Below are 20913 nucleotides of genomic sequence, written 5' to 3'. Positions count from 1 at the left end.
CACCCTGCTGCCCGCCACCAACGAATGATCATCTACACCACGCCAAGGGGCACGACCCGCGGTACGCCCGGCCGCGCACTGCCACTGGATAGGCATATTGCATGACTGCACTCCGCCCACGTCGGCGCGTCGCTGCCTTGGCGCTGGCCGGCGCAACCCTGCTGCCCGCCCCTGTGGCATCGGCCGCGCCTGTATCAGCTGACCAGGGCGCCGCCAGCGTTCATACGGAAGCGGAGAGGCCGAGCCGTGACGCGCTACGGCTGCTGGCTCAGCCGCCGTTCGCGCCCACGGACCTCAGTCTGCTGAATACGCAGTCCTACCCGCAGGGGCCGCCGATGCAGCCAGCGCCTCCCCGTGAGATCACTGCCGAGGAACTGGTCAAGCAGCTCAAGACCACCCTCAAGCCGCGCGGCCACCGTGCGGTTGAGGAGGGGCTGGCTGTCTTCCGTAGCTCACGGATCGCCACCGTGGTGCCGGATCTGAACCTTCGCGCCGCCCTAGCCTCCCTGGCCGGCAGCCCCGCACAGGCCAGCATCCAAGCGATCCGCCACGGCGTCTTCCACCGGGTCTACTTCGGCACACCGCCCAACCCGGCAGCGACTGCTCAAGTCGTGGTTGGCCCGAACGGCCCGGAGATCATTTTCAACCAGCGCTTCCGCTACGAGGACTTCCGGCTACTGGGAGTCGTGCTCTCCCACGAGACTCTCCACCAAGACTCCCAGGTCAACGACAACGAAGAGCTCATCAACTCGGCGCTGCAGCTTGCCTACTACGGGCAGCTGCTCCTCAAAGAGCCGCAGGTCGCAACCAGCCGTACCGAATTGTCCCGGAGACACAACACTGGCCTGATGGCGTTGCTGAACACACGGGATGCCCGCGGCAGCCAGCGGCTGACCCACGCCACCGGCAACGTCCTGCCCGGTGCGGCGAATTCGCTGCCCAGTTTCGGAGCGGCCTTCCTCGGCATCACGCCTGACGGGGGCACGGGGACCGATCCGACGAGCACGCCGGGCAACGCGAACCTGGACTTCTTCCTTCGCGCGATCACCTGTACCCGGCAGACCGGTGCCGCGTTCAACACCGCCACCGTCGAAGTCCTCGACTGCCGCCAGACTTGGGCGACCCCCAGCGAGCGCATCCGCCTCGCCCGCCTGCTCAAACTCCGCATCCCCCAGCCACCGTCGCGGCTCCCGCACCGCGAAGACAAGCCCTGGAAGGCCCCCGCTTCCCCGCTCAGCGGCGAGCCTGGGAAACCGATCACCTGGGGCATGGGCACCGATGCGAGACCATCCCACTCCGACACGACCGAATCCCGAAGCGGCAGCGCTCTCCTCCGCCTGGTCAATGCCGTTACGCGGTCCCAGTGATCAGGCAGCTTCCGGCATCACGTAGCCGTGGGCGACGTCGCGCCGCTCGGCGGGCTGGCTCTTGCGGCGAGTGAGTCGTCGGGTCATCAAGGTGACGGCCGCCCACGTGATCAACGATTCGCTCATCTCGGGGAGCCGTTCGTGGTCGAGGCAGTGTCGGCGGGCCCTCATGATCCACGACCAGCCCCGTTCCACCTCTGATCTGATGCGCCGCGACCTGCGCTGACCGACCGGCGCGAGCGCACGCAGCCCTGCTCACCGAGATGCTCGACACCTGGGAGCGTGCGGTCACCGATGACGTGATCGAGCAGATCGAGAGCGGCGGCGGGGACGCCCGGGGCAAGCTGGAGAGGCTGTTCACCATCGCCTCCTCCACCGAGGAGCCGGTCACCGGCATCCCGGTGGAACTCGCCATCCGTGACTGGGCCCGCCGCTACCCGTCCGTCGCCTAACACCTCCGGCGCGTGGACAACCGGCGCATGGACCACCTCCGCTGTCTGCTCGCCTTCTCCCTGCGCGTCGGCCAGCACTACATCGCGGCCGAAGACGGCTCGCGCAGCCGCGCGGAGGTCATGGAGATGACCCGGGGCCGGCTGCTGCGGTAGCGGCGGGACGGCGGGACCGCACCGACGCGGTCCCCGCTCTCAGGACTGGGGCCGCTTGCCGTGGTTGGCGGCGTGCTTGCGGCGCGCCTTCTTCTTGCGGCGTCGTTTCGAGGACATACCGGCCTCCTGCGGACGTGAACGTGCACCGCCGTGCCCGGCGGCATCCGACCAGCCCCAGGCAACCACCGTTTCCGCGCGCCCGCGACTCAGGCTCCGGGCACTCCCGTACAGGGTTCAGGAAGGCGGCGGATAGACCAGGTGCCCGTCCCGCACCCGCGCGTGCTCGTTGAGGACGGCAGGCTTCGTCACCGTCGGGGACATGATGTGGACGACCTCCGCACCGGCGACGATCAGCGCGTCGGTGATCAGCCGGCGGTGGCACCGCCAGGGCACCGCCTCGCTGCACATGATCGCCGGCCGTTCGTGCGCGGCCAGCTCCAGCAGCTCGTCGAGGCCCTCCCGGAACTCGGCGGTCGCCATGTAGTCGGCGTAGTCCCGGAACGCCTTGACCCGCCAGGCCCCGTTGGCGCTGGGCACGCCCGCCGGAGTGTGCCGGCGACCGCCCAGCGCGCGGATCCAGCGGTACCGGATGCCGGGCGGCAGCGCGTCGACGAGCGCCTCCTGGTTCCACTGCGGGAACTTCCGCGACGACGGATAGGAGCGGACGTCCACCAGACAGGTGACGCCATTGCGGCGCAGCATCTGCACCACCTCCCCGACCTCCCGGGTCGAGTGTCCCACGGTGCAGATCCGGTTCACCCTTCCCGAGTCTAGGCCCGGGGATGCGGGCCCGGCGTCCTTTGGGCGCCCAGCGTTGTCACTGGCGCATGGAAGAGTGCGCGGCATGACCGAAGCCAACGCTCAGGCCGATCTTCTCCGTCATCTCCAGGACGCCCGCGACGCACTGCTGTGGAAGCTGGAGGGGCTCTCCGAGTACGACGTGCGCCGTCCGCTGACTTCCACCGGCACCAATCTGCTGGGGCTGGTCAAACACCTCACCCGCGTGGAGCTGGGGTACCTCGGTGACACCTTCGGGCGGCCTTTCTACGACGGGGAACGGGCGCCCGACTGGTACCGGGACGACGCCGAGGAGAACGCCGACATGTGGGCCACGCCGGAGGAGACCCGCGAGGAGATCGTGGGGCTGTACCGGCAGGCGTGGCGGCACGCAGACGCCACCGTCGCGGCCCTCGGGCTGGACGCGGTGGGGCAGGTCCCGTGGTGGCCCGAGGGGCGGCGCGAGACGACCCTGCACCATGTCCTCGTGCGGGTCCTCGCCGACACCCAGCGCCACGCCGGCCAGGCCGACATCGTGCGTGAACTCATCGACGGCTCGGTGGGCTGGCTCCCGGGCAACGACAGCCTGCCGCAGGCCGACCGCGAGCAGTGGGAGAACCACCGCCGCCGGGTGGAGGAGGCAGCACGTAAAGCCGGCGGCGTCGGCTGAACGGAGCGCCCGCCCCGGCCAGTTCGCGGGCCGCCGGCCCATGGTCGGGGCGGCGCCCCGCCCGGTACGCTCGCCGCTGCGACGGCGTCGACGCGAGGGGGCCAGAGCCGGTGACACTTCAGGTACGCGGGATCGTGCTGCCGGAGCGGGGGGAGCGGTCCTTCTGGATCGACGGCGACCGGCTCCGCACCGAACCGGTCCCCGGCACCCGGCTCGTCGTGGACGGCGGCTGGCTGCTGCCCGGCCTGGTCGATGTGCACACCCATCCGGGCACCGAGGACGTCGGCACCCCGTTCAGCGACGAGACGCTGCGCCGTCATCTGACGGACCACCGGGACGCCGGTGTCCTGGCCGTGCGCACTCCCGGATCGGCGGCACGCATCCCCGGCTGGGTGGACGAGGACCCGGAACTGCCCCGGGTGCGGTCGGCCGGGCGCTGGCTGGCCACACCGGGCCGCTTCTTCCCGGGCTTCGGGCGTGATGTGAGCGAGGCGGACCTGGTGCGTGCCGCCGTCGAGGAGGCGCGGGCGTCGTCCGGCTGGTGCAAGGTGATCGCCGACTGGAGGCACGACGAACCGCCCCTGAACGCCGGTGTTCTCACCGCCGTGGTGGAGGCCGTGCACGCGATCGGCGGGCGCGTGGCCGCCCACTGCCAGACCGCCGACGGCTGCCGCAACGCCGTGCTGGCCGGCGTGGACAGCCTGGAGCACGGCATGCATCTCGACCCCGGTCTGATCGACCGTATGGCCGCCCAGGGCACCGCCTTCGTGCCGACCCTCACCGCCTTCGCCGCCGGCGTCGACCGCAAGCGCGCGGAGGAGCCGAGCGCCCGCCGCGACTGGTGGCTGGACGGCTGGCGCGGCCTGCCGGTGAACGTCCGGGCCGCCCACGAGGCCGGGGTCACGGTCCTCGCGGGAACGGACGGCTTTCCCTGCGGCACCGTCAGCTCCGAGGTGGACTGGCTGGTGAGGGCCGGGCTGCCCGCCGAGGCGGCGCTCGGCGCGGCCTCCTGGGCGGCACGCTCCTGGCTCGGCCTGCCGGGGCTGGTGGACGGGGCACCGGCCGACCTTGTCGCCTACGACACCGATCCCACCGCCGACCCGTCGGCGCTCGCGAATCCGAGCCGTATCGTCCTGCGCGGCCGGTTGGTCGCCTGACGCCTCGCCGGACCGGGGCGGGCGGAGCCGGACGACATCCGTCCGCGAGCGGCTCCGGCACGGAAAACGTCCGGTCCGTGAGGGTTGGGTGAGGGGATGGACACGAATCTCGCCCAGGCTCTCGTTTGATCTTCAACCAGCCCTGCCAGCAGGGGTTTTGCCCGCAGGTTGGCTCAACTATGGGCGGACCTTGTGGAGATGACACGTGACACGGCGTCAGTCGGCAAACGGAAGCATTGATCTGGTCGCGACAACTGGTCACGCTTCTCGTCATCCTCCGACGCCTCGCCGCGGCGGAGGTGAATCCCCCCACTGACGAGGAGACCCCTCTTCATGACGCATCAGACGCACACCGGTGCACGCAAGCTCACCACCGCGGCGATAGCGGTGGCCGCCGCGACCTCCGCGGCGCTCCTCACCGCGCCGACCGCCCACGCCGGGCCTCCCCAGGGCACCGTCTTCGGCCTCGGAGCCGAGAACACCGTCGACGGCAGCTTCATCGTCCTCCTCGACGAGAAGGCCTCCGCCGGCGAGAAGAAGGACCTGGCCCGCGAGTACGGCGGCAAGCTCAGCCGGACCTACGGCTCGGCCGTCAACGGCTTCTCCGCCACCGGGCTGACCGAGAACGAGGCCAAGCGCCTCGCCGCCGACCCCGCCGTCGGCACCGTCGTCGCCAACCGCACCCTGCACACCACCGCCACCCAGGACAACCCCCCGTCCTGGGGCCTGGACCGGGTCGACCAGAGCGACACCGCGGGCGACAGCAAGTACACCTACCCCGACAAGGCCGGTGAGGGCGTCACCGCCTACGTCATCGACACCGGAGTGCGCATCACGCACAAGGACTTCGAGGGCCGAGCCAAGCACGGCTACGACGCCGTCGACAACGACGACACCGCCGACGACGGCAACGGCCACGGCACCCACGTCGCCGCCACCATCGCCGGCGCCCGGCACGGCGTCGCCAAGAAGGCCCGGATCGTGGCCGTCAGAGTCCTCGACGACAACGGCTCCGGCACCACCGAGCAGGTCGTCGCCGGCATCGACTGGGTCACCCGGAACCACCAGGGACCGTCCGTGGCCAACATGAGCCTCGGCGGCGCCGCCGACCCCGCCCTCGACGCGGCGGTCGGCAAGGCCATCGCCTCCGGCGTCACCTTCGCCGTCGCCGCCGGAAACGAGTCCACCGACGCCGGCCAGGGCTCGCCCGCCCGCGTTCCGGAGGCGCTCACCGTCGCCTCCAGCACCAAGGACGACGCCCAGTCCGACTTCTCCAACTACGGCTCCGTCGTGGACCTCTACGCCCCCGGCTCCGAGATCACCTCCGCCTGGAACGACAGCGACGACGGCACCAGGACCATCTCCGGCACCTCCATGGCCTCCCCGCACGTCGCGGGCGCCGCCGCGGTGTACCTGTCCGCCAACCCCGACGCCACGCCCGACGCCGTGGCCAAGGCGCTGACCGACAAGGCCACCCCCGACAAGATCAGCAACCCGGGCACCGGAAGCCCCAACAAGCTGCTCAGGGTCACCGAGTAGACCGCGCCACGCATCCGCCGGGGGCCGCGGAGGAGGACGTCCTCCGCCGGCCCCCGGCCCATGGAGTGGCCCGGCTCACATGGCGTATCCGGCCAGCCACCGACACGATGGTCTTCGTCACCGGCAGGCTGAAGGGATCACCAATGTTCCGCAAGGTGCTCGTCGCCAACCGCGGTGAGATCGCGATCCGGGCGTTCCGCGCGGGGTACGAGCTGGGCGCCCGTACCGTCGCTGTCTTCCCGTACGAGGACCGCAACTCGCTGCACCGGCTCAAGGCCGACGAGGCCTACGAGATCGGCGAGCCCGGCCACCCGGTGCGCGCCTATCTCTCCGTGGACGAGATCGTCCGCGCCGCGCGCCGCGCCGGAGCCGACGCCGTCTACCCGGGCTACGGCTTCCTCTCCGAGAACCCCGAGCTGGCCCGTGCCTGCGAACGGGCGGGCATCACCTTCGTCGGGCCCAGCGCCGACATCCTCGAACTGACCGGCAACAAGGCCCGCGCGGTGGCCGCCGCCCGCGAGGCCGGCGTCCCCGTTCTCGGCTCCTCCCAGCCCACCACGGACGTGGACGAGCTGCTGCGCGCCGCCGAGGACATCGGCTTCCCGGTGTTCGTCAAGGCCGTCGCGGGCGGCGGCGGGCGCGGCATGCGGCGCGTCGAGGACCCCGCCCAGCTGAGGGAGGCCGTCGAGGCCGCCTCACGCGAGGCGGCGTCCGCCTTCGGCGACCCCACCGTCTTCCTGGAGAAGGCCGTCGTCGACCCCCGCCACATCGAGGTGCAGATCCTCGCCGACGGCGAGGGCAACGTCATCCACCTCTTCGAGCGGGACTGCTCCGTGCAGCGCCGCCACCAGAAGGTCATCGAACTCGCCCCGGCCCCCGACCTCGACCCGGAGCTGCGCGAGCGGATCTGCGCCGACGCCGTGCGGTTCGCCCGGCAGATCGGCTACCGCAACGCCGGCACCGTGGAGTTCCTCCTCGACCGCGACGGCAACCACGTCTTCATCGAGATGAACCCGCGCATCCAGGTCGAGCACACGGTGACCGAGGAGGTCACCGACGTCGACCTCGTCCAGTCGCAGCTGCGTATCGCCGCCGGTGAGACCCTCGCCGACCTCGGGCTCTCCCAGGAGTCGATCACCCTGCGCGGCGCCGCCCTGCAGTGCCGCATCACCACCGAGGACCCGGCCAACGGCTTCCGCCCGGACACCGGACGGATCAGCGCCTACCGCTCGCCGGGCGGCTCCGGCATCCGCCTGGACGGCGGCACCACCCACGCCGGCACCGAGATCAGCGCCCACTTCGACTCCATGCTGGTCAAGCTCACCTGCCGGGGCCGCGACTTCGCCGCCGCCGTGGGCCGCGCCCGGCGCGCCGTGGCCGAGTTCCGCATCCGCGGCGTGGCCACCAACATCCCGTTCCTGCAGGCGGTGCTCGACGACCCCGAGTTCCAGGCGGGACACGTCACCACCTCCTTCATCGAGCAGCGCCCGCACCTGCTGACCGCCCGTCACTCCGCCGACCGCGGCACCAAGCTGCTCACCTACCTCGCCGACGTCACGGTGAACAAGCCGCACGGCGAGCGGCCCGACCTTCCCGACCCGCTCACCAAGCTGCCGCCGCGCCCCGCCGGACAGCCGCCCGCCGGCTCCCGGCAGCGGCTCACCGAACTCGGCCCCGAGGGGTTCGCCCGCTGGCTGCGCGAGTCGCCCGCCCTCGGCGTCACCGACACCACCTTCCGCGACGCCCACCAGTCGCTGCTCGCCACCCGGGTGCGCACCAAGGACATGCTGGCCGTCGCCCCCGTGGTCGCGCACACCCTGCCGCAGCTGCTGTCCCTGGAGTGCTGGGGCGGCGCCACCTACGACGTCGCCCTGCGGTTCCTCGCCGAGGACCCCTGGGAGCGGCTGGCCGCCCTGCGCGAGGCGGTCCCCAACATCTGTCTGCAGATGCTGCTGCGCGGCCGCAACACCGTCGGCTACACCCCCTACCCGACCGAGGTCACCGACGCCTTCGTGCAGGAGGCGGCGGCCACCGGCATCGACATCTTCCGCATCTTCGACGCGCTCAACGACGTCAGCCAGATGCGGCCCGCCATCGAGGCCGTGCGCGAGACCGGCACCGCCATCGCCGAGGTCGCGCTCTGCTACACGGCCGACCTGTCCGACCCGGGCGAGCGCCTCTACACCCTCGACTACTACCTGCGCCTCGCCGAGCAGATCGTCGAGGCCGGCGCCCATGTGCTGGCCGTCAAGGACATGGCGGGACTGCTGCGCGCGCCCGCGGCGGCCAAGCTGGTGTCCGCGCTGCGCCGCGAGTTCGACCTGCCGGTGCACCTGCACACCCACGACACCGCAGGCGGCCAGCTCGCCACCTACCTCGCGGCGATCCAGGCCGGTGTGGACGCGGTCGACGGGGCCGTGGCGTCCATGGCCGGCACCACCTCCCAGCCGCCCCTGTCGGCGATCGTCGCCGCGACCGACCACTCCGAGCGCCCCACCGGGCTCGACCTCCAGGCCGTCGGCGACCTGGAGCCGTACTGGGAGAGCGTCCGCAAGGTCTACGCCCCCTTCGAGGCGGGCCTCGCCTCCCCGACCGGCCGCGTCTACCACCACGAGATCCCCGGCGGCCAGCTGTCCAACCTGCGCACCCAGGCCATCGCCCTCGGCCTCGGCGACCGCTTCGAGGACATCGAGGCGATGTACGCCGCCGCCGACCGCATGCTCGGCCGTCTGGTGAAGGTCACCCCCTCCTCCAAGGTGGTCGGCGACCTCGCGCTGCACCTGGTGGGCGCGGGCGTCTCCCCGGAGGATTTCGAGGCCGACCCCGGCCGGTACGACATCCCGGACTCCGTGATCGGCTTCCTCCACGGCGAGCTGGGCACCCCGCCCGGCGGCTGGCCCGAGCCGTTCCGCACCAAGGCGCTCAAGGGCCGCCCCGCACCCAAGCGGGTCCAGGAGCTGTCCGCGGACGACCGGGCCGGACTGGCCAAGGACCGGCGGGCCACCCTCAACCGGCTGCTCTTCCCCGGACCCACCCGCGAGTTCGAGACGCACCGTCAGAGCTTCGGCGACACCAGCGTCCTGGACAGCAAGGCCTTCTTCTACGGCCTGCGCCCGGGCAGGGAGTACGGCGTCGACCTCGAGCCCGGCGTGCGGCTGCTCATCGAGCTGCAGGCGGTGGGCGACGCGGACGAGCGCGGTATGCGCACCGTGATGTCCACCCTCAACGGCCAGCTGCGGCCCATCCAGGTCCGCGACCGCGCGGCGGCCTCCGACGTCCCGGCCACCGAGAAGGCCGACCGGAACAACCCGGGCCATGTCGCGGCGCCCTTCGCGGGCGTGGTGACCCTCGCCGTCTCCGAGGGCGACGAGGTGGAGGCGGGCGCCACGGTCGCCACCATCGAGGCGATGAAGATGGAGGCGGCGATCACGGCCCCCAAGGCCGGCACGGTCGGCCGCCTGGCCATCAACCGCATCCAGCAGGTCGAGGGCGGCGACCTCCTCGTCGAACTCACCTGACGACACCCCCGCGCGGGGAGGCGCCGGACCGGCCCCTCCCCGCGCGGCTCCACGTCCCCTCGGGATCCCTCAGGACTCCAGCCGTAGTACTGTGCCTGAAGTAGTCTGAGCCGCACAGCACTCGCACAGGACCGGGAGGGGCCATGGTGAGGCGGAACGACCAGCGGCGCGCCGCCCTCGTCGACGCCGCGATCGAGGTACTGGCCAGGGAGGGCGCCCGCGGCCTGACCTTCCGGGCGGTCGACACCGAGGCCGGCGTCCCCACCGGGACGGCGTCGAACTACTTCGCCAACCGCGACGACCTGCTCATGCAGGCCGGCGCCCGGGTCTACGAGAGGCTCCAGCCCGACGAGGCCACCATCGCCCGCCAGCGGGCCGCCGGACGGGACCGCGAGACCTATGCGCAGCTGATGCGCGAACTCGTCGGCCGCATCGCCTCCTTCCGCACCGGATACCTGGCCCTGCTGGAACTGCGCCTGGAGTCCACCCGCCGGCCCGGCCTGCGCAAGCTGCTCACCGAGCGGGTCCGCGCGGACGTCGACGCCAATGTCGCCTACCACGAGGCGTCCGGCCTGCCCGGCGACGCCACCGCCGTGAAGCTGCTCTACCTGGCCCTCAACTGGCTCATCGTGGAGCAGCTCACCCTGCCGGAGGTCTTCGGGGAGGCGGAGCGGGAGCGGCTGGTGACCGCCGCGGTCGAGCGCATCGTGGCCGCCGAGTAGGCCCGGACGGCGCCGGGCGACAGGCGATTGTCAGCGGCCGGTGTCACGCTGAGTCGAGGAGCACTCAGCGAAAGGGAACCATCGTGATCACCACCGACTACGCCCCCGGTGCCCCCTGTTTTCTCGACCTCGGTGCCCCCGACGTCCCGGCCGCCGCGGCCTTCTACCGCTCGGTGTTCGGCTGGGACTACGAGGCCATGGAGGACGAGGGCGACGAGAACATGGAAGGGGGGATGTTCCGCAAGGACGGCAAGATCGTCGCCGGGCTCGGCAAGCTCACCGAGGAGGACGCCCGGTCGGCCTGGATGATCTACTACAGCGTCCCCGACGCCGATGCCACCACCCAGGCCGTGGAGCGGGCCGGCGGCACCGTCCGGGTCGCGCCCATGGACCTCGACGAATGGGGCCGGATGGCCCAGTACACCGACCCGCTGGGCGGGCAGTTCGCCGTCTGGCAGCCGGGCACCAGCAAGGGCATGGAACTGGTGGACCAGCCGGGCTCACTGTGCTGGACGGAGCTGATGACCACCGACGTCGCCGCGGCCAAGGAGTTCTACACCCAGGTCTTCGGCTGGCAGTACACCGAGATGGGCATGCCCGGCGGTGGCGGCACGTATCACATGATCACCCCGGCCGGGCAGCCCGAGGAGCGCATGCACGGCGGTATGGTGCAGCTTGGCAAGCAGGACCTGTCGCTCAACAAGGGCCGGCCGTACTGGCACCCTGTCTTCGCCGTCGACGACTGCGACGCGGCCGTCGCCGGCACCACCGAGAACGGCGGCACCGTGCAGATGGGCCCGGAGGACGCCGAGGGCGTGGGCCGGCTGGCGGTGTGCCTGGACCGGTCGAACGCCGACTTCGTGGTGCTCAAGCCGTCTGACAGCTGAGCGTCCGCCCATGAGGGGGCCGGCTCGCGTGCCGCGAGCACCCGCCCGGCCCCCGCATCTTCAACGGCTGGTCAGAATCACGAGCCGCTGGGCGGCGCGCGTCATCGCGGCAGAGTGGTCGACGGCTCCCTCGCTCTCGGGGTGCGCTGCGCGCCTCGCAACGTGTGCCGCGGGCCTCGCGGCGGCTACGCGTTCCCGGAGCGGGAACCGGCGCGCGATCGCGCCGCACGTCGGGCTGCCGCACCCGCGGGCCCGCCCTGAGCGGTCCGGCGGCGACGGCCCCGCGACGAGCCGGGCGACGACTTCTGCGATGCCTGCGACGACTTGGCCGACGCGACCGGCACATGGATCACCACGGGCACGCCGGACGGCTTCCGGGCACCGGTGATGCGGCTGAGCTCCGCCTCGCCCGAACGTACCGCGGTGGTCCGCGCGGTGACACCCGCCATGGCCATCAGGCGGCTCATGTCGCGCTGCTGATCCGGCGTCACCAGGGTGACCACACTGCCGGATTCGCCGGCGCGTGCCGTGCGTCCTCCGCGGTGCAGATAGTCCTTGGGGTCGGTGGGCGGGTCGACATTGACCACCAGGTCCAGGTTGTCGATGTGGATGCCGCGCGCCGCCACATTGGTCGCCACCAGCACCGTGACCTGACCGCTCTTGAACTGGGTGAGCGTGCGGGTGCGCTGGGGCTGGGACTTGCCGCCGTGCAGGGCCGCGGCGCGCACTCCGCTGCTCAGCAGGTGCTTGGTCAGCCGGTCGGCGGCGCGCTTGGTGTCCAGGAACATGATGACCCGGCCGTCCCGCGCCGCGATCTCGGTGGTGGTCCGGCGCTTGTCGGTGTCCTGCACGTGCAGCACGTGGTGCTCCATCGTGGTGACGGCACCCGCGGACGGGTCCACCGAGTGCACCACCGGGTCGTGGAGGTAGCGGCGGACCAGCCGGTCGACGTTGCGGTCGAGGGTCGCCGAGAACAGCATGCGCTGCCCGGTGGGCTGCACCTGGTCGAGAAGCGCGGTGACCTGCGGCATGAAGCCCATGTCGGTCATCTGGTCGGCCTCGTCGAGCACGGTGACGGCGACCTCGTCCAGCCGGCAGTCGCCCCGGTCGATCAGATCCTTCAGCCGTCCCGGCGTCGCCACGACGGCCTCGGCCCCGGCGCGCAGCGCGTCGGCCTGCCTGCCGATCGACATTCCGCCGACCACGGTGGCCAGCCGCAAGTGCATGGCGCGGGCGTAGGGCGTCAGGGAGTCGGTGACCTGCTGGGCCAGTTCACGGGTGGGTACCAGGACCAGGGCCAGGGGCTGCCGGGGCGCGGCGCGGCGGCCCGCGGTGCGGGCCAGCAGCGCCAGGCCGAAGGCGAGCGTCTTGCCCGAGCCGGTGCGGCCCCGCCCGAGGACGTCACGACCGGCCAGGGAGTTGGGCAGGGTCGCGGCCTGGATCGGGAACGGGACGGTCACGCCCTCGTGGCCGAGGGCGTCGAGCAGCGGGGCGGGCAGGTCGAGGTCGGCGAACGACTCGACGGCAGGGAGGGCCGGCGTCTTGGTGACCGGCTGGGCGAACTCCGCCTGCGGTGCGGTGCGTTGACGTCCGACGCCGTTGGCGCGGCGCGGCGCGCCGGAACGGCCGGCTGCGGTGCGTCGGCCTGTGGTACTGCCGGAGGGGGCGGACGTGCGGGATGTGCGTGCTCGGCTCATGCGAGACCTTCAGACTTCCTTGATGCGTTGATGCGGCACGTATCAAGGAAGTCGCGCGTGAGGCCGCGCGGAATCTCGCGAGAACGAACCGGGGTGAAAGGCGCGACGAGGCGCCCGAAAAGGGATCGAGCCGGGGCCCGCACCCGAAGGTGCGGCCCGGCTGCGATGTGCGTATGCGGGTGGATCAGGCGGGCACGATGTTCTCGGCCGCGGGACCCTTCTGGCCCTGCGCGATGTCGAAGCTCACCTTCTGGCCCTCGTGGAGCTCACGGAAGCCCTGCGCGGCGATGGCCGAGTAGTGGGCGAAGACGTCGGCGCCGCCGCCGTCCTGCTCGATGAAGCCGAAGCCCTTTTCCGCGTTGAACCACTTGACGGTACCGGTTGCCATGTTTCTCTCCTTCGGAACGGGAGCTCCATATCACACGGAACCCCGGTCGCTGTGATGATCACCCGTCGGAAAACGTTTCTGGCAACCACTACTGCAACTGATCTCGACACTATCACGCGGTAACCGCCGAAGCACGGTCGGCAATGTCACTTCGTCCGGCACCGATCGGGGACGCCGCGGGGGAATATTCCGGAGGTCGGCCGAAAATTCCCCCACCGGGTGGCCGAATATTTCCGGTCCGGGCGCCGTCAGGTCCCGGACCCACGCCGGCCGCCGGCCGCCGGCGTGGGTGCGTGGGTACGGAGGGCGGCAGGCGCCCCGGCCGTGCCCGCCCCGGCAGAAAACGCCCTGGCCGTGCCCGCCCCGGCAGAAAAGCTGCAGCCGCGACTAGAGTTGTCGTGCGGGAGGGAACTGCTCTCCCGCGGCGGGTCACAGCCCTCGTGGCTCGCGGAAAGGTGCGCATGCCCTCGGAGCACAGGCCGGACACCGAGGCCCGGCCGCCGGCCGGCGACCGGCTCGACGACGACCACTACCCGGCGTACACGATGGGCAGGGCCGCCGAACTGATCGGTGCCACGCCCGCCTTCCTGCGCGCCCTCGGCGAGACGGGGCTGATCACTCCGAGCAGGTCGGGGGGCGGCCACCGCCGCTATTCGCGCCATCAGCTGCGCATCGCGGCCCGGGTACGCGAACTGGTCGACCAGGGGACGCCGATCGAGGCCGCCAGCCGCATCGTCGACCTCGAGGACCAGCTGGAGGCGGCCCACCGCGCTCACGCGGGACGACGGGACACGTCGAACAGCCGCAACGAAACGCGCGAGTGAAAAATCTGCCTTCGCCGCACCAGAAATCTGTCTCCGCCGTATCAGGAAATGGCGGAACGGAAATCCGTGCTAGGCTTGACCCCGTTGCGGTTGTGGTTGCCCTTTGCGTCAGCGGTTTCATCCCGGGCAGGTAATCATCGACAGCGATGTGAGGGCCCGCACGGTGTGGGCCTGAAACTGTCTAGGAGTATGAATTATGGCCACCGGTACTGTGAAGTGGTTCAACGCGGAAAAGGGCTTCGGCTTCATCGCGCAGGACGGCGGCGGCGCCGACGTCTTCGCCCACTACTCGAACATCGCCACCCAGGGCTTCCGTGAGCTCCACGAGGGCCAGAAGGTGAGCTTCGACGTCACGCAGGGCCAGAAGGGCCCGCAGGCGGAGAACATCGTTCCCGCCTGACGCACGTCTCGCTCCCGCACGGAGCATTCAGAAGGCCCGCACCACGTCTGGGGTGCGGGCCTCCTGCCGTTTCCAGGCCTGTCCCGTACCGGGGTCATCCCGCACCGGCGTGGTCAGGGGCGGGACCGCCGGTCCGCAGGCGTGGTGATGCGGGCGATCGCTTCGACGGTCAGGGACCGGTCGTGCGGCCGCTGCGCCAGCGCCCGATGCAGCGTCAGCCCCTCGATGAGCGCGTCCAGTTGGCGTGCGGTGTCCGGATCGAAGTGCTTCTCCAGGTGCACCCGGCTGCGGCGCATCCACTCGTGGGTGAGCTCGCGATAGGCCGGCCGCCGGGCCGCGAGGGTGTACAGCTCCTGGGTCAGCACCAGATCGCGCCGGCTCCCCTCCGACAGGATGTGCACCAGGTCCGCCACGGCCGTGCGGGCCTGGTCGGGGTCGGCCGCGGTCCCGAGGCGGGCGTCGAAGACCGCGGCGATGTGGTCGGTGAAGCGGCGGAACGCCTCCCGCAGCAGCTCGTCGATGCCGTCGAAGTGGTAGGTCATCGACCCCAGGGGGACACCGGCGCGGGCGGCGATCCTGCGATGGGAGACCCGGGCGATGCCCTCCTCGGCGATCAGGTCGAGGGTGGCCGCGATGATCCGTTCGCGCCGCTGGGGGTCGGTGTGCCCGGTGGCCATGGCACCTCCCTCACAGGGTGCGGACCGGGCGCGCGGGGTTGCCGACGGCGGCCACACCCGCGGGCACGTCCTTGGTCACCACGGCACCGGCGCCGATGACGGAGTCGTCGCCGACGGTCACGCCGGGCAGGACGATGGCGCCGCCGCCGAGCCAGACGTTGTCGCCGATGGTGATGGGCCGGGCGGCCTCCAGCTTGTCGCGCCGGGGCTCGGGCTCCAGCGGATGCGTCGGGGTGAGCAGCTGGACGCCCGGCCCGATCTGGCAGTCCTCGCCGATGGTGATCGCCGCGACGTCCAGCGCGGTCAGGTTGTAGTTGACGAAGGTGCGCGCCCCGATGGTGATGTTGCTGCCGTAGTCGACATACAGCGGCGGCCGCACATGCGCCTCCTCACCCAGCCGGCCCAGCAGCTCCGCGAGGATCGGGCGGGCGGCCTCCGCGTCCTCGGCGTAGGCGGCCTGGTAGCGGGCGGCCAGCCGGACGGCCCGCTGCTGCCTGCGGGCGATCTCCGGATCGTCGGCGATGTAGAGATCGCCCGCCAGCATGCGCTCGAGATTGGTGCGCGGGTCGTCCGCGAAGTAGTCCCTGTCGTCCGTCGCCATGCCCGAGACGCTATCCCGCGGAGCGTACGAACGTACACTCCGGGCCTCCCGAGGTTCCCGGGGGAGGCCTCGGCAGGCCCGGGGGAGTGCCCGGAGTCCTCAGCCGACGGGCGGCATCTCCCCAGGCTCCGAGTCGAGACCCGGCCGGCTCTTGCGCCAGGCGCCGCGGGTGAAGTCCGGGATCTCGACCGGCCGGCCGCCCCTGGCCAGGGAGGCGGCGCTCAGCGGCACCGCCGAGCACCAGGCGGCCGAGTCGTACACATCGATGTCCGGCACCAGCCCCGCACGCATCAGCTGCACCGTGCGCCACTGCAGGACGTAGTCCATGCCGCCGTGGCCGCCGTTGTTCGCCGCGTCGTCGCCCACCTTCTGCCACAGCCAGTGGTCGAACTCCTTGCGGTAGCTCTCGAAGTCCCGCCAGGTGTGGCCGCTGTGATCCGGTTCGATGTAGATCCGCGCGCCCGTCGGTGCCGGGCCCGCGTAGTCCTCGACGATGCCCCGGCTCCCGGCGAGCGTGTTGATCCGGCTGTAGGGGCGCGGCGAACTCACGTCGTGCTCCGCCCGGATGATCCGGCCCTTCGCCGTCTCGATCAGGCAAGTGATGAGATCGCCGTTGATGTACGTCTCCTTCCAGGACGGGTGTCCCTTGGGGACGAACCGCTCGCGGTAGTCGGCAAGGCCGCGCGGCTCGCTCGCGGTGGCCCGCAGGGTGACCATGCGGTCGCCGCGGTTGACGTCCATCGCCGCCGCGATCGGGGCCAGGCCGTGCATGGGGTAGAGGGACGCGGTGCTGCGGGTGTGCCACAGCCGCCGCCAGGAGTCGGTGTAGTACGTGTCGGAGAACAGCAGTTCGCGCAGGTCGTGCAGATAGCCGCCGTGCCCGTTGGTGATCTCGCCGAGGAGACCGGCGTGCGCCATCCTCAGCATCGCCAGCTCATTGCGCCCGTAGCAGCAGTTCTCCGCCAGCAGCAGATGCCTGCGGGTGCGCTCCGAGGTGTCGACCAGGTCCCACAGCTGGCGCAGCTCGGTGGCGATGGGCAGCTCCACCACCGCGTGCCGGCCGCTCAGCAGGGCCGCCCGGCCGTGCTCGTAGTGGAACTCCCACGGCGTGGCGACGTACACCAGGTCGATGTCCTCCCGCTGCAGCATGCGGGCGTACGACTCGGCCGACCCGCCGTACTCGGCAGGGCGCGGCTCACCCTTGCTCTCCAGCCGGTCGGCGGCGCGCCTGGCCCGGTCGGCGCGGATGTCGCAGACGGCGGTGACCGTGCAGCCCGGCACGGCCGCCCAGCCCGTCACCATGCCCGAGCCCCGGTTGCCGAGACCGATCACGGCGACCCGGACGGTCCGGTGGACGTCGAACGGCACGCCGATCATCGACTTCTGGCCCGGTCTGCGGCCCGGCGCCGCGCCGGTCGCGGCCGCGGCGGCCGGAGCGGCGGACATACCGGCCGCGAGCGCGCCGGTGGCGACGGCTCCGCCCAGCAGAAGTCGGCGGGAGACAGCGGCGATCTCGGACATGACGGCAACACTCCTCGGTGGGCGGCCTGCATCACTGTCGGTGGAAGACTCTGCGGGCTTGGTGAGGCCATGTCAATATGTGCTCGATAGACAGCCGTTTCGCGCACAACTGAGCACCGCTGGAAGATGAGGAGGCGTCACTTCTGTTCGGAGGACGGTCCGCGCGTGGAGAGGCCGGCGGCGCCGGTTCGCGGCAGAGTGGAGGGATGAACGCAGACGCCCCGGCCACCCTCGCCCGAGCCAGGGTGGCGACCAGGCTGCCCGCCCAGGACCTGGACCGCGCCCGCCGCTTCTACGCCGAAAAGCTGGGACTCGAGCCGGTCGACGAACGCCCCGGCGGGCTCCTCTACCGGGGCGCGGCCGGCGACTTCGTGGTCTTCCGGTCCACAGGCAGCTCGCCCGGCACCTTCACCCAGATGGCCTTCGAGGTCGACGACCTCGACAGCGTCGTGGCCGAGCTGCGGCGGCGGGGCGTGGTCTTCGAGGACGTCGACCTGCCCGGATTCCGCACCGTGGACGGCATCGCCGAGGTGGAGGGCAACTACCCGAGCAAGGGCGCACGCGGGGAGCGCGGCGTCTGGTTCCGGGACAGCGAGGGCAACCTGCTGGGCATCGGTGAACCGATCGCCTGACACGGCCGCCGTGCCGCACCGAAGGGCCGCGCCGGTGGCACAGTGACCGTATGTGCGGCCGATACGTAGCCACCCGCAGCCCCGAGGACCTCGTCCAGCTGTTCCAGGTCACCGACTGGCGCCCCGAGGAGAGACTCGAGCCGAGCTGGAACGTCGCCCCGACCGACCAGGTCTACGGCGTGCTCGAACGCCGCCCTCGGCGCGACGGCGGCGACGGCGAGGTGCGCAGGCAGCTGCGCGCCCTGCGCTGGGGACTGGTGCCGTCCTGGGCCGACGACCTGAAGATCGGCGCCCGGCTGATCAACGCCCGGGTGGAGACCGTGCACGAGAAGCCCGCCTTCCGCCGGGCCTTCGTCAAGCGTCGCTGCATGCTGCCGGCCGACGGGTTCTACGAGTGGCGCCGCATCGACGACCCGGCCACCGGCAGGAAGCGCAAGCAGCCCTACTTCATCCACGCCGAGGACGAGGAGGTGATGGCGCTCGCCGGGCTGTACGAGTACTGGCGCAACCCGGACGTCGAGCGGGACGACGACCCCGCCGCCTGGCTGATCACCTGCACCATCATCACCACAGAGGCCACCGACGCCGCCGGCCGGATCCACCCGCGCATGCCGCTCGCCCTCACCCCCGACCACTACGACGCATGGCTCGACCCCTCCCACCAGGACCCCGACCGGCTGCGGGCCCTGCTGACCACCCCCGCCGGCGGCCACCTGCACGCCCGCCCCGTCTCCCCGGCCGTCAACAACGTGCGCAACAACGGACCCGAACTGCTCGAGGAAGTGGAAGTGCCACAGCAGCCGTGACCCAGGGCCGGCGGCACAGGAGTCGCCGGTGGCCGCATCCGGGGACCGAGCGGGGGCAGAAGAGCCGACACGACCAACGACCAGGACCGATCCACCGCCGGGGGTCTCACGTGCAGGGCAGGCAGGACCACGACGGCACGCGCCCGCTGGACGTCGTCGTCGTGGGCGGCGGTGCGGCCGGACTGAGCCTCGCCCACCGGCTCGCCTGCCGGAGCCGGCTCACCATGACCGTCGTCGAACCACCCGACGGTCCGCTCCGGCCACCCGAACGCACCTGGTGCTACTGGACGGCGGAACCCGACGACTTCGCCGAGGCCGTCCAAGCCACCTGGTCCCGCCTGCGGGTCCACGACCCCGACGGCACCGGCATCACCGTCGACCCCGCCCCGCTGCGGTACCGCATGCTGCGCTCCGGGCCGTTCGAGCGGCTGGTGCACTCCGCGCTCGACCGGAACCCCCGCACCACGCTGCTCCGCGCCACCGCCGAGACCGTGCGCGAGATGTCCGGCGGCGCGGAGGTCCGCTGTACGGCACCCGACGGCCGGACCCTGACCCTGCGCGCCGCCCGGGTCTTCGACTCCCGCCCACCACGCGTGCTCCCAGCGGCCAGGACCCTGCTGCTGCAGCACTTCCGCGGCTGGTTCGTGCGCACCGCGGCAGACCGCTTCGACCCGGCGGTCGCCGACCTGATGGACTTCCGGGTGCCGCAGCCCCGCCACGGCCTCGCCTTCGGCTACGTCCTCCCGCTCGCCGCCGACCACGCCCTCGTCGAGTACACCGGGTTCTCCCGCGAGCCCCTGGACCGGACCGCGTACGAGGCGGCGCTGGACCACTACTGCCGCAGCGTCCTGCGTCTCGGCCCGTACACCGTGGAGGCGGCCGAGCAGGGCGTCATCCCCATGACCGACGCGCGCTTCCCCCGCCGCACCGGGCCCGCCGTCTTCCGCATCGGCACCGCGGGCGGCGCCACCCGCCCGTCGACCGGCTACACCTTCGCCGCCGTCCAGCGGCAGAGCCGCGCCATCGCCGCCGCGCTGCGCGAGGGACGCGACCGGGTGCCGCCCCCGCACAGCCGGCGGGCGCTGGCCATGGACGCGGTACTGCTGCGCGCCCTGGACACCGGGCGGATCGACGGACCCGACTTCTTCACCCGGCTCTTCCGTCGCACCCCCGCCGAGCGCCTGCTGCGCTTCCTCGACGGCGCCACCTCGCCCCGGGAGGACCTCGGCATCGGACTGCACACCCCCGTCGGGCCGATGCTGCGGACCGCGCTCGAACTCCCCTTCCTGCCCCGCCGCTCCCGGCCCGCGCCCAGCGCCACCCCCCGAGACGAAGAGAGCCGACGATGACCCTGCTGCGCGACCGCGACCTGGCCCGCGCCTTCGACCACGCCTCGCAGACCTACGACCGCCTCACCGCCCTGAACCCCGGCTACCGCTCCGAGCTGCTGCGCTCGGCGCGGCGCCTGCGGCTGCCGGACGGCGGGGCCGGACTGCGTGTGCTGGACCTCGGCTGCGGCACCGGCGCCTCCACCCGCGCCCTGCTGCGGGCCGCGCCCCGCGCGCGGATCACCGCCGTGGACGCCTCCTCCGGCATGCTGCGCCGGGCACTTGAGAAGCCGTGGCCTGCGCAGGTGCGCTTCCAGCACATGACCGCCGAGGAGTTCGCGGCCGGCGAGGAAGGCCCCTTCGACGCGGTGTTCGCCGCCTACCTCTTCCGCAACGTCACCGACCCCGACCGGGTCCTCACCGCCGTGCGGACCCTGCTGCGACCGGGCGGACGGCTCGCCGTCCACGAGTACAGCCTCAGCGGCGCGCCCGTGCACCGGGCACTGTGGAACGCCGTCTGCCGAGCAGTGATCATCCCGGCGGGCACACTCGGCGGGGACCGGGCGCTCTACCGGCACCTGTGGGCCAGCGTCCTCGGCTTCGACACCGCCCCCGCCTTCGCCGACCGGCTGCGCCGCGCGGGCTTCACCGGCGTGCGCCTCGCCCCCGTCGCCGGATGGCAGACGGGCATCGTGCACACCTTCCTGGCCCGCAACGGGTTCGCGGCCGGCGCCGGAACGGCCCCGCCGACCACCGCGACCGCGACGACCGGGGAGATGCGGTGAGCGCCCCCGAGC

General features: G+C 71.9%; 22 protein-coding genes and 1 pseudogene. 15 read left to right on the top strand and 8 right to left on the bottom strand.

The genetic code is table 11. From position 1 onward, the window contains the following. Positions 1-101 precede the first annotated feature (101 nt). Positions 102-1367 (top strand): hypothetical protein, encoded by a 1266-nt coding sequence (locus tag ABD207_RS30290; protein WP_344016471.1) that lies wholly within the window; start codon positions 102-104, stop codon positions 1365-1367. 66 nt (positions 1368-1433) lie between these two features. On the opposite strand, the pseudogene ABD207_RS30285 reads toward ABD207_RS30290, so the two are convergent. After that, a pseudogene (locus ABD207_RS30285) lies at positions 1434-1562 on the bottom strand (IS5-like element IS4811 family transposase); the annotation flags it as partial. Between the two features lie 68 nt (positions 1563-1630). Here ABD207_RS30285 and ABD207_RS30280 point away from each other — a divergent pair. Next, entirely contained in the window at positions 1631-1819 is a 189-nt protein-coding gene (locus ABD207_RS30280; protein ID WP_344016470.1) for a hypothetical protein, read from the top strand. A 27-nt stretch (positions 1820-1846) separates the two neighbouring features. Next, positions 1847-1972: a hypothetical protein gene (locus ABD207_RS30275; protein WP_344016469.1), complete on the top strand. Its 126-nt coding sequence runs from the start codon at positions 1847-1849 to the stop codon at positions 1970-1972. Between the two features lie 39 nt (positions 1973-2011). On the opposite strand, the gene ABD207_RS32270 is transcribed toward ABD207_RS30275, so the two are convergent. Further along, the gene (locus tag ABD207_RS32270) at positions 2012-2089 is read right to left on the bottom strand and encodes a 50S ribosomal protein bL37 (RefSeq protein WP_375256634.1); all 78 of its coding nucleotides are present in this window, start codon (positions 2087-2089) and stop codon (positions 2012-2014) included. 117 nt (positions 2090-2206) lie between these two features. Then, positions 2207-2731: a DUF488 domain-containing protein gene (locus ABD207_RS30270; protein ID WP_344016468.1), complete on the bottom strand. Its 525-nt coding sequence runs from the start codon at positions 2729-2731 to the stop codon at positions 2207-2209. An 85-nt stretch (positions 2732-2816) separates the two neighbouring features. Between ABD207_RS30270 and ABD207_RS30265 the strand changes: the two genes are divergently transcribed. From ABD207_RS30265 to ABD207_RS30240, 6 genes are all read left to right on the top strand, one after another. Then, positions 2817-3419, top strand: a complete 603-nt coding sequence (locus ABD207_RS30265; protein ID WP_344016467.1) for a DinB family protein — start codon at positions 2817-2819, stop codon at positions 3417-3419. 110 nt (positions 3420-3529) lie between these two features. Further along, a complete protein-coding gene (locus ABD207_RS30260; protein WP_344016466.1) occupies positions 3530-4576 on the top strand; it encodes an amidohydrolase family protein in 1047 nt (348 codons plus the stop codon). A 333-nt stretch (positions 4577-4909) separates the two neighbouring features. Beyond that, complete coding sequence (locus tag ABD207_RS30255; RefSeq protein WP_344016465.1) at positions 4910-6115, top strand: S8 family peptidase; 1206 nt, start codon at positions 4910-4912, stop codon at positions 6113-6115. A 143-nt stretch (positions 6116-6258) separates the two neighbouring features. Then, positions 6259-9633 carry a pyruvate carboxylase gene (locus tag ABD207_RS30250; RefSeq protein ID WP_344016464.1) on the top strand — a complete coding sequence of 1125 codons (3375 nt, stop codon included), beginning with the start codon at positions 6259-6261 and terminating at the stop codon, positions 9631-9633. Positions 9634-9776: 143 nt separating this feature from the next. Then, positions 9777-10355, top strand: coding sequence for a TetR/AcrR family transcriptional regulator (locus tag ABD207_RS30245; protein WP_344016462.1), 579 nt, complete (start codon positions 9777-9779; stop codon positions 10353-10355). Positions 10356-10438: 83 nt separating this feature from the next. Further along, on the top strand, positions 10439-11242 hold the full coding sequence (locus ABD207_RS30240; protein ID WP_344016461.1) for a VOC family protein: 804 nt from the start codon (positions 10439-10441) through the stop codon (positions 11240-11242). A 185-nt stretch (positions 11243-11427) separates the two neighbouring features. On the opposite strand, the gene ABD207_RS30235 is transcribed toward ABD207_RS30240, so the two are convergent. Together ABD207_RS30235 and ABD207_RS30230 are read right to left on the bottom strand one after the other, a co-directional pair. Beyond that, positions 11428-12939 carry a DEAD/DEAH box helicase gene (locus ABD207_RS30235; RefSeq protein WP_344016460.1) on the bottom strand — a complete coding sequence of 504 codons (1512 nt, stop codon included), beginning with the start codon at positions 12937-12939 and terminating at the stop codon, positions 11428-11430. A gap of 184 nt (positions 12940-13123) precedes the next feature. Next, complete coding sequence (locus ABD207_RS30230; RefSeq protein WP_167996684.1) at positions 13124-13327, bottom strand: cold-shock protein; 204 nt, start codon at positions 13325-13327, stop codon at positions 13124-13126. Between the two features lie 461 nt (positions 13328-13788). Here ABD207_RS30230 and ABD207_RS30225 point away from each other — a divergent pair, with 461 nt between their 5' ends. Together ABD207_RS30225 and ABD207_RS30220 are read left to right on the top strand one after the other, a co-directional pair. Then, positions 13789-14151 carry a helix-turn-helix domain-containing protein gene (locus ABD207_RS30225; RefSeq protein WP_344016459.1) on the top strand — a complete coding sequence of 121 codons (363 nt, stop codon included), beginning with the start codon at positions 13789-13791 and terminating at the stop codon, positions 14149-14151. Between the two features lie 196 nt (positions 14152-14347). Next, positions 14348-14551, top strand: coding sequence for a cold-shock protein (locus ABD207_RS30220; protein ID WP_167996682.1), 204 nt, complete (start codon positions 14348-14350; stop codon positions 14549-14551). A 113-nt stretch (positions 14552-14664) separates the two neighbouring features. On the opposite strand, the gene ABD207_RS30215 is transcribed toward ABD207_RS30220, so the two are convergent. The 3 genes from ABD207_RS30215 to ABD207_RS30205 form a co-directional block, all read right to left on the bottom strand. Continuing rightward, positions 14665-15228: a TetR/AcrR family transcriptional regulator gene (locus ABD207_RS30215; protein ID WP_344016458.1), complete on the bottom strand. Its 564-nt coding sequence runs from the start codon at positions 15226-15228 to the stop codon at positions 14665-14667. 10 nt (positions 15229-15238) lie between these two features. After that, on the bottom strand, positions 15239-15829 hold the full coding sequence (locus tag ABD207_RS30210; protein ID WP_344016457.1) for a sugar O-acetyltransferase: 591 nt from the start codon (positions 15827-15829) through the stop codon (positions 15239-15241). Positions 15830-15928: 99 nt separating this feature from the next. Next, on the bottom strand, positions 15929-17350 hold the full coding sequence (locus tag ABD207_RS30205; protein ID WP_344016456.1) for a Gfo/Idh/MocA family protein: 1422 nt from the start codon (positions 17348-17350) through the stop codon (positions 15929-15931). Positions 17351-17556: 206 nt separating this feature from the next. On the opposite strand from ABD207_RS30205, the gene ABD207_RS30200 reads away from it, so the two are divergent. The 4 genes from ABD207_RS30200 to ABD207_RS30185 all read left to right on the top strand — a co-directional run bounded on the left by ABD207_RS30200 (position 17557) and on the right by ABD207_RS30185 (position 20901). Continuing rightward, complete coding sequence (locus tag ABD207_RS30200) at positions 17557-17982, top strand: VOC family protein (protein WP_344016455.1); 426 nt, start codon at positions 17557-17559, stop codon at positions 17980-17982. Between the two features lie 50 nt (positions 17983-18032). Further along, positions 18033-18788 carry an SOS response-associated peptidase gene (locus ABD207_RS30195; RefSeq protein ID WP_344016454.1) on the top strand — a complete coding sequence of 252 codons (756 nt, stop codon included), beginning with the start codon at positions 18033-18035 and terminating at the stop codon, positions 18786-18788. Positions 18789-18898: 110 nt separating this feature from the next. Then, entirely contained in the window at positions 18899-20137 is a 1239-nt protein-coding gene (locus ABD207_RS30190; protein WP_344016453.1) for a lycopene cyclase family protein, read from the top strand. After that, positions 20134-20901 carry a methyltransferase domain-containing protein gene (locus tag ABD207_RS30185; protein WP_344016452.1) on the top strand — a complete coding sequence of 256 codons (768 nt, stop codon included), beginning with the start codon at positions 20134-20136 and terminating at the stop codon, positions 20899-20901. Before ABD207_RS30190 ends, ABD207_RS30185 begins: the two co-directional genes overlap by 4 nt. The last annotated feature ends 12 nt before the right edge of the window (positions 20902-20913 follow it).

The organism is Streptomyces thermospinosisporus (assembly GCF_039526425.1).
Classification (GTDB): domain Bacteria; phylum Actinomycetota; class Actinomycetes; order Streptomycetales; family Streptomycetaceae; genus Streptomyces; species Streptomyces thermocarboxydovorans.
This window is presented reverse-complemented; position numbering and strand designations above follow the sequence as displayed.

What these genes read in the sequence shown, in the direction of transcription:
- ABD207_RS30290 (WP_344016471.1), top strand. Translation starts at nt 102, where the DNA reads ATGACTGCACTCCGCCCACGTCGGCGCGTCGCTGCCTTGGCGCTGGCC.
- ABD207_RS30280 (WP_344016470.1), top strand. Translation starts at nt 1,631, where the DNA reads ATGCTCGACACCTGGGAGCGTGCGGTCACCGATGACGTGATCGAGCAG.
- ABD207_RS30275 (WP_344016469.1), top strand. Translation starts at nt 1,847, where the DNA reads ATGGACCACCTCCGCTGTCTGCTCGCCTTCTCCCTGCGCGTCGGCCAG.
- ABD207_RS32270 (WP_375256634.1), bottom strand. Translation starts at nt 2,089, where the DNA reads ATGTCCTCGAAACGACGCCGCAAGAAGAAGGCGCGCCGCAAGCACGCC.
- ABD207_RS30265 (WP_344016467.1), top strand. Translation starts at nt 2,817, where the DNA reads ATGACCGAAGCCAACGCTCAGGCCGATCTTCTCCGTCATCTCCAGGAC.
- ABD207_RS30255 (WP_344016465.1), top strand. Translation starts at nt 4,910, where the DNA reads ATGACGCATCAGACGCACACCGGTGCACGCAAGCTCACCACCGCGGCG.
- ABD207_RS30250 (WP_344016464.1), top strand. Translation starts at nt 6,259, where the DNA reads ATGTTCCGCAAGGTGCTCGTCGCCAACCGCGGTGAGATCGCGATCCGG.
- ABD207_RS30245 (WP_344016462.1), top strand. Translation starts at nt 9,777, where the DNA reads ATGGTGAGGCGGAACGACCAGCGGCGCGCCGCCCTCGTCGACGCCGCG.
- ABD207_RS30235 (WP_344016460.1), bottom strand. Translation starts at nt 12,939, where the DNA reads ATGAGCCGAGCACGCACATCCCGCACGTCCGCCCCCTCCGGCAGTACC.
- ABD207_RS30230 (WP_167996684.1), bottom strand. Translation starts at nt 13,327, where the DNA reads ATGGCAACCGGTACCGTCAAGTGGTTCAACGCGGAAAAGGGCTTCGGC.
- ABD207_RS30225 (WP_344016459.1), top strand. Translation starts at nt 13,789, where the DNA reads ATGCCCTCGGAGCACAGGCCGGACACCGAGGCCCGGCCGCCGGCCGGC.
- ABD207_RS30220 (WP_167996682.1), top strand. Translation starts at nt 14,348, where the DNA reads ATGGCCACCGGTACTGTGAAGTGGTTCAACGCGGAAAAGGGCTTCGGC.
- ABD207_RS30215 (WP_344016458.1), bottom strand. Translation starts at nt 15,228, where the DNA reads ATGGCCACCGGGCACACCGACCCCCAGCGGCGCGAACGGATCATCGCG.
- ABD207_RS30210 (WP_344016457.1), bottom strand. Translation starts at nt 15,829, where the DNA reads ATGGCGACGGACGACAGGGACTACTTCGCGGACGACCCGCGCACCAAT.
- ABD207_RS30205 (WP_344016456.1), bottom strand. Translation starts at nt 17,350, where the DNA reads ATGTCCGAGATCGCCGCTGTCTCCCGCCGACTTCTGCTGGGCGGAGCC.
- ABD207_RS30200 (WP_344016455.1), top strand. Translation starts at nt 17,557, where the DNA reads ATGAACGCAGACGCCCCGGCCACCCTCGCCCGAGCCAGGGTGGCGACC.
- ABD207_RS30195 (WP_344016454.1), top strand. Translation starts at nt 18,033, where the DNA reads ATGTGCGGCCGATACGTAGCCACCCGCAGCCCCGAGGACCTCGTCCAG.
- ABD207_RS30185 (WP_344016452.1), top strand. Translation starts at nt 20,134, where the DNA reads ATGACCCTGCTGCGCGACCGCGACCTGGCCCGCGCCTTCGACCACGCC.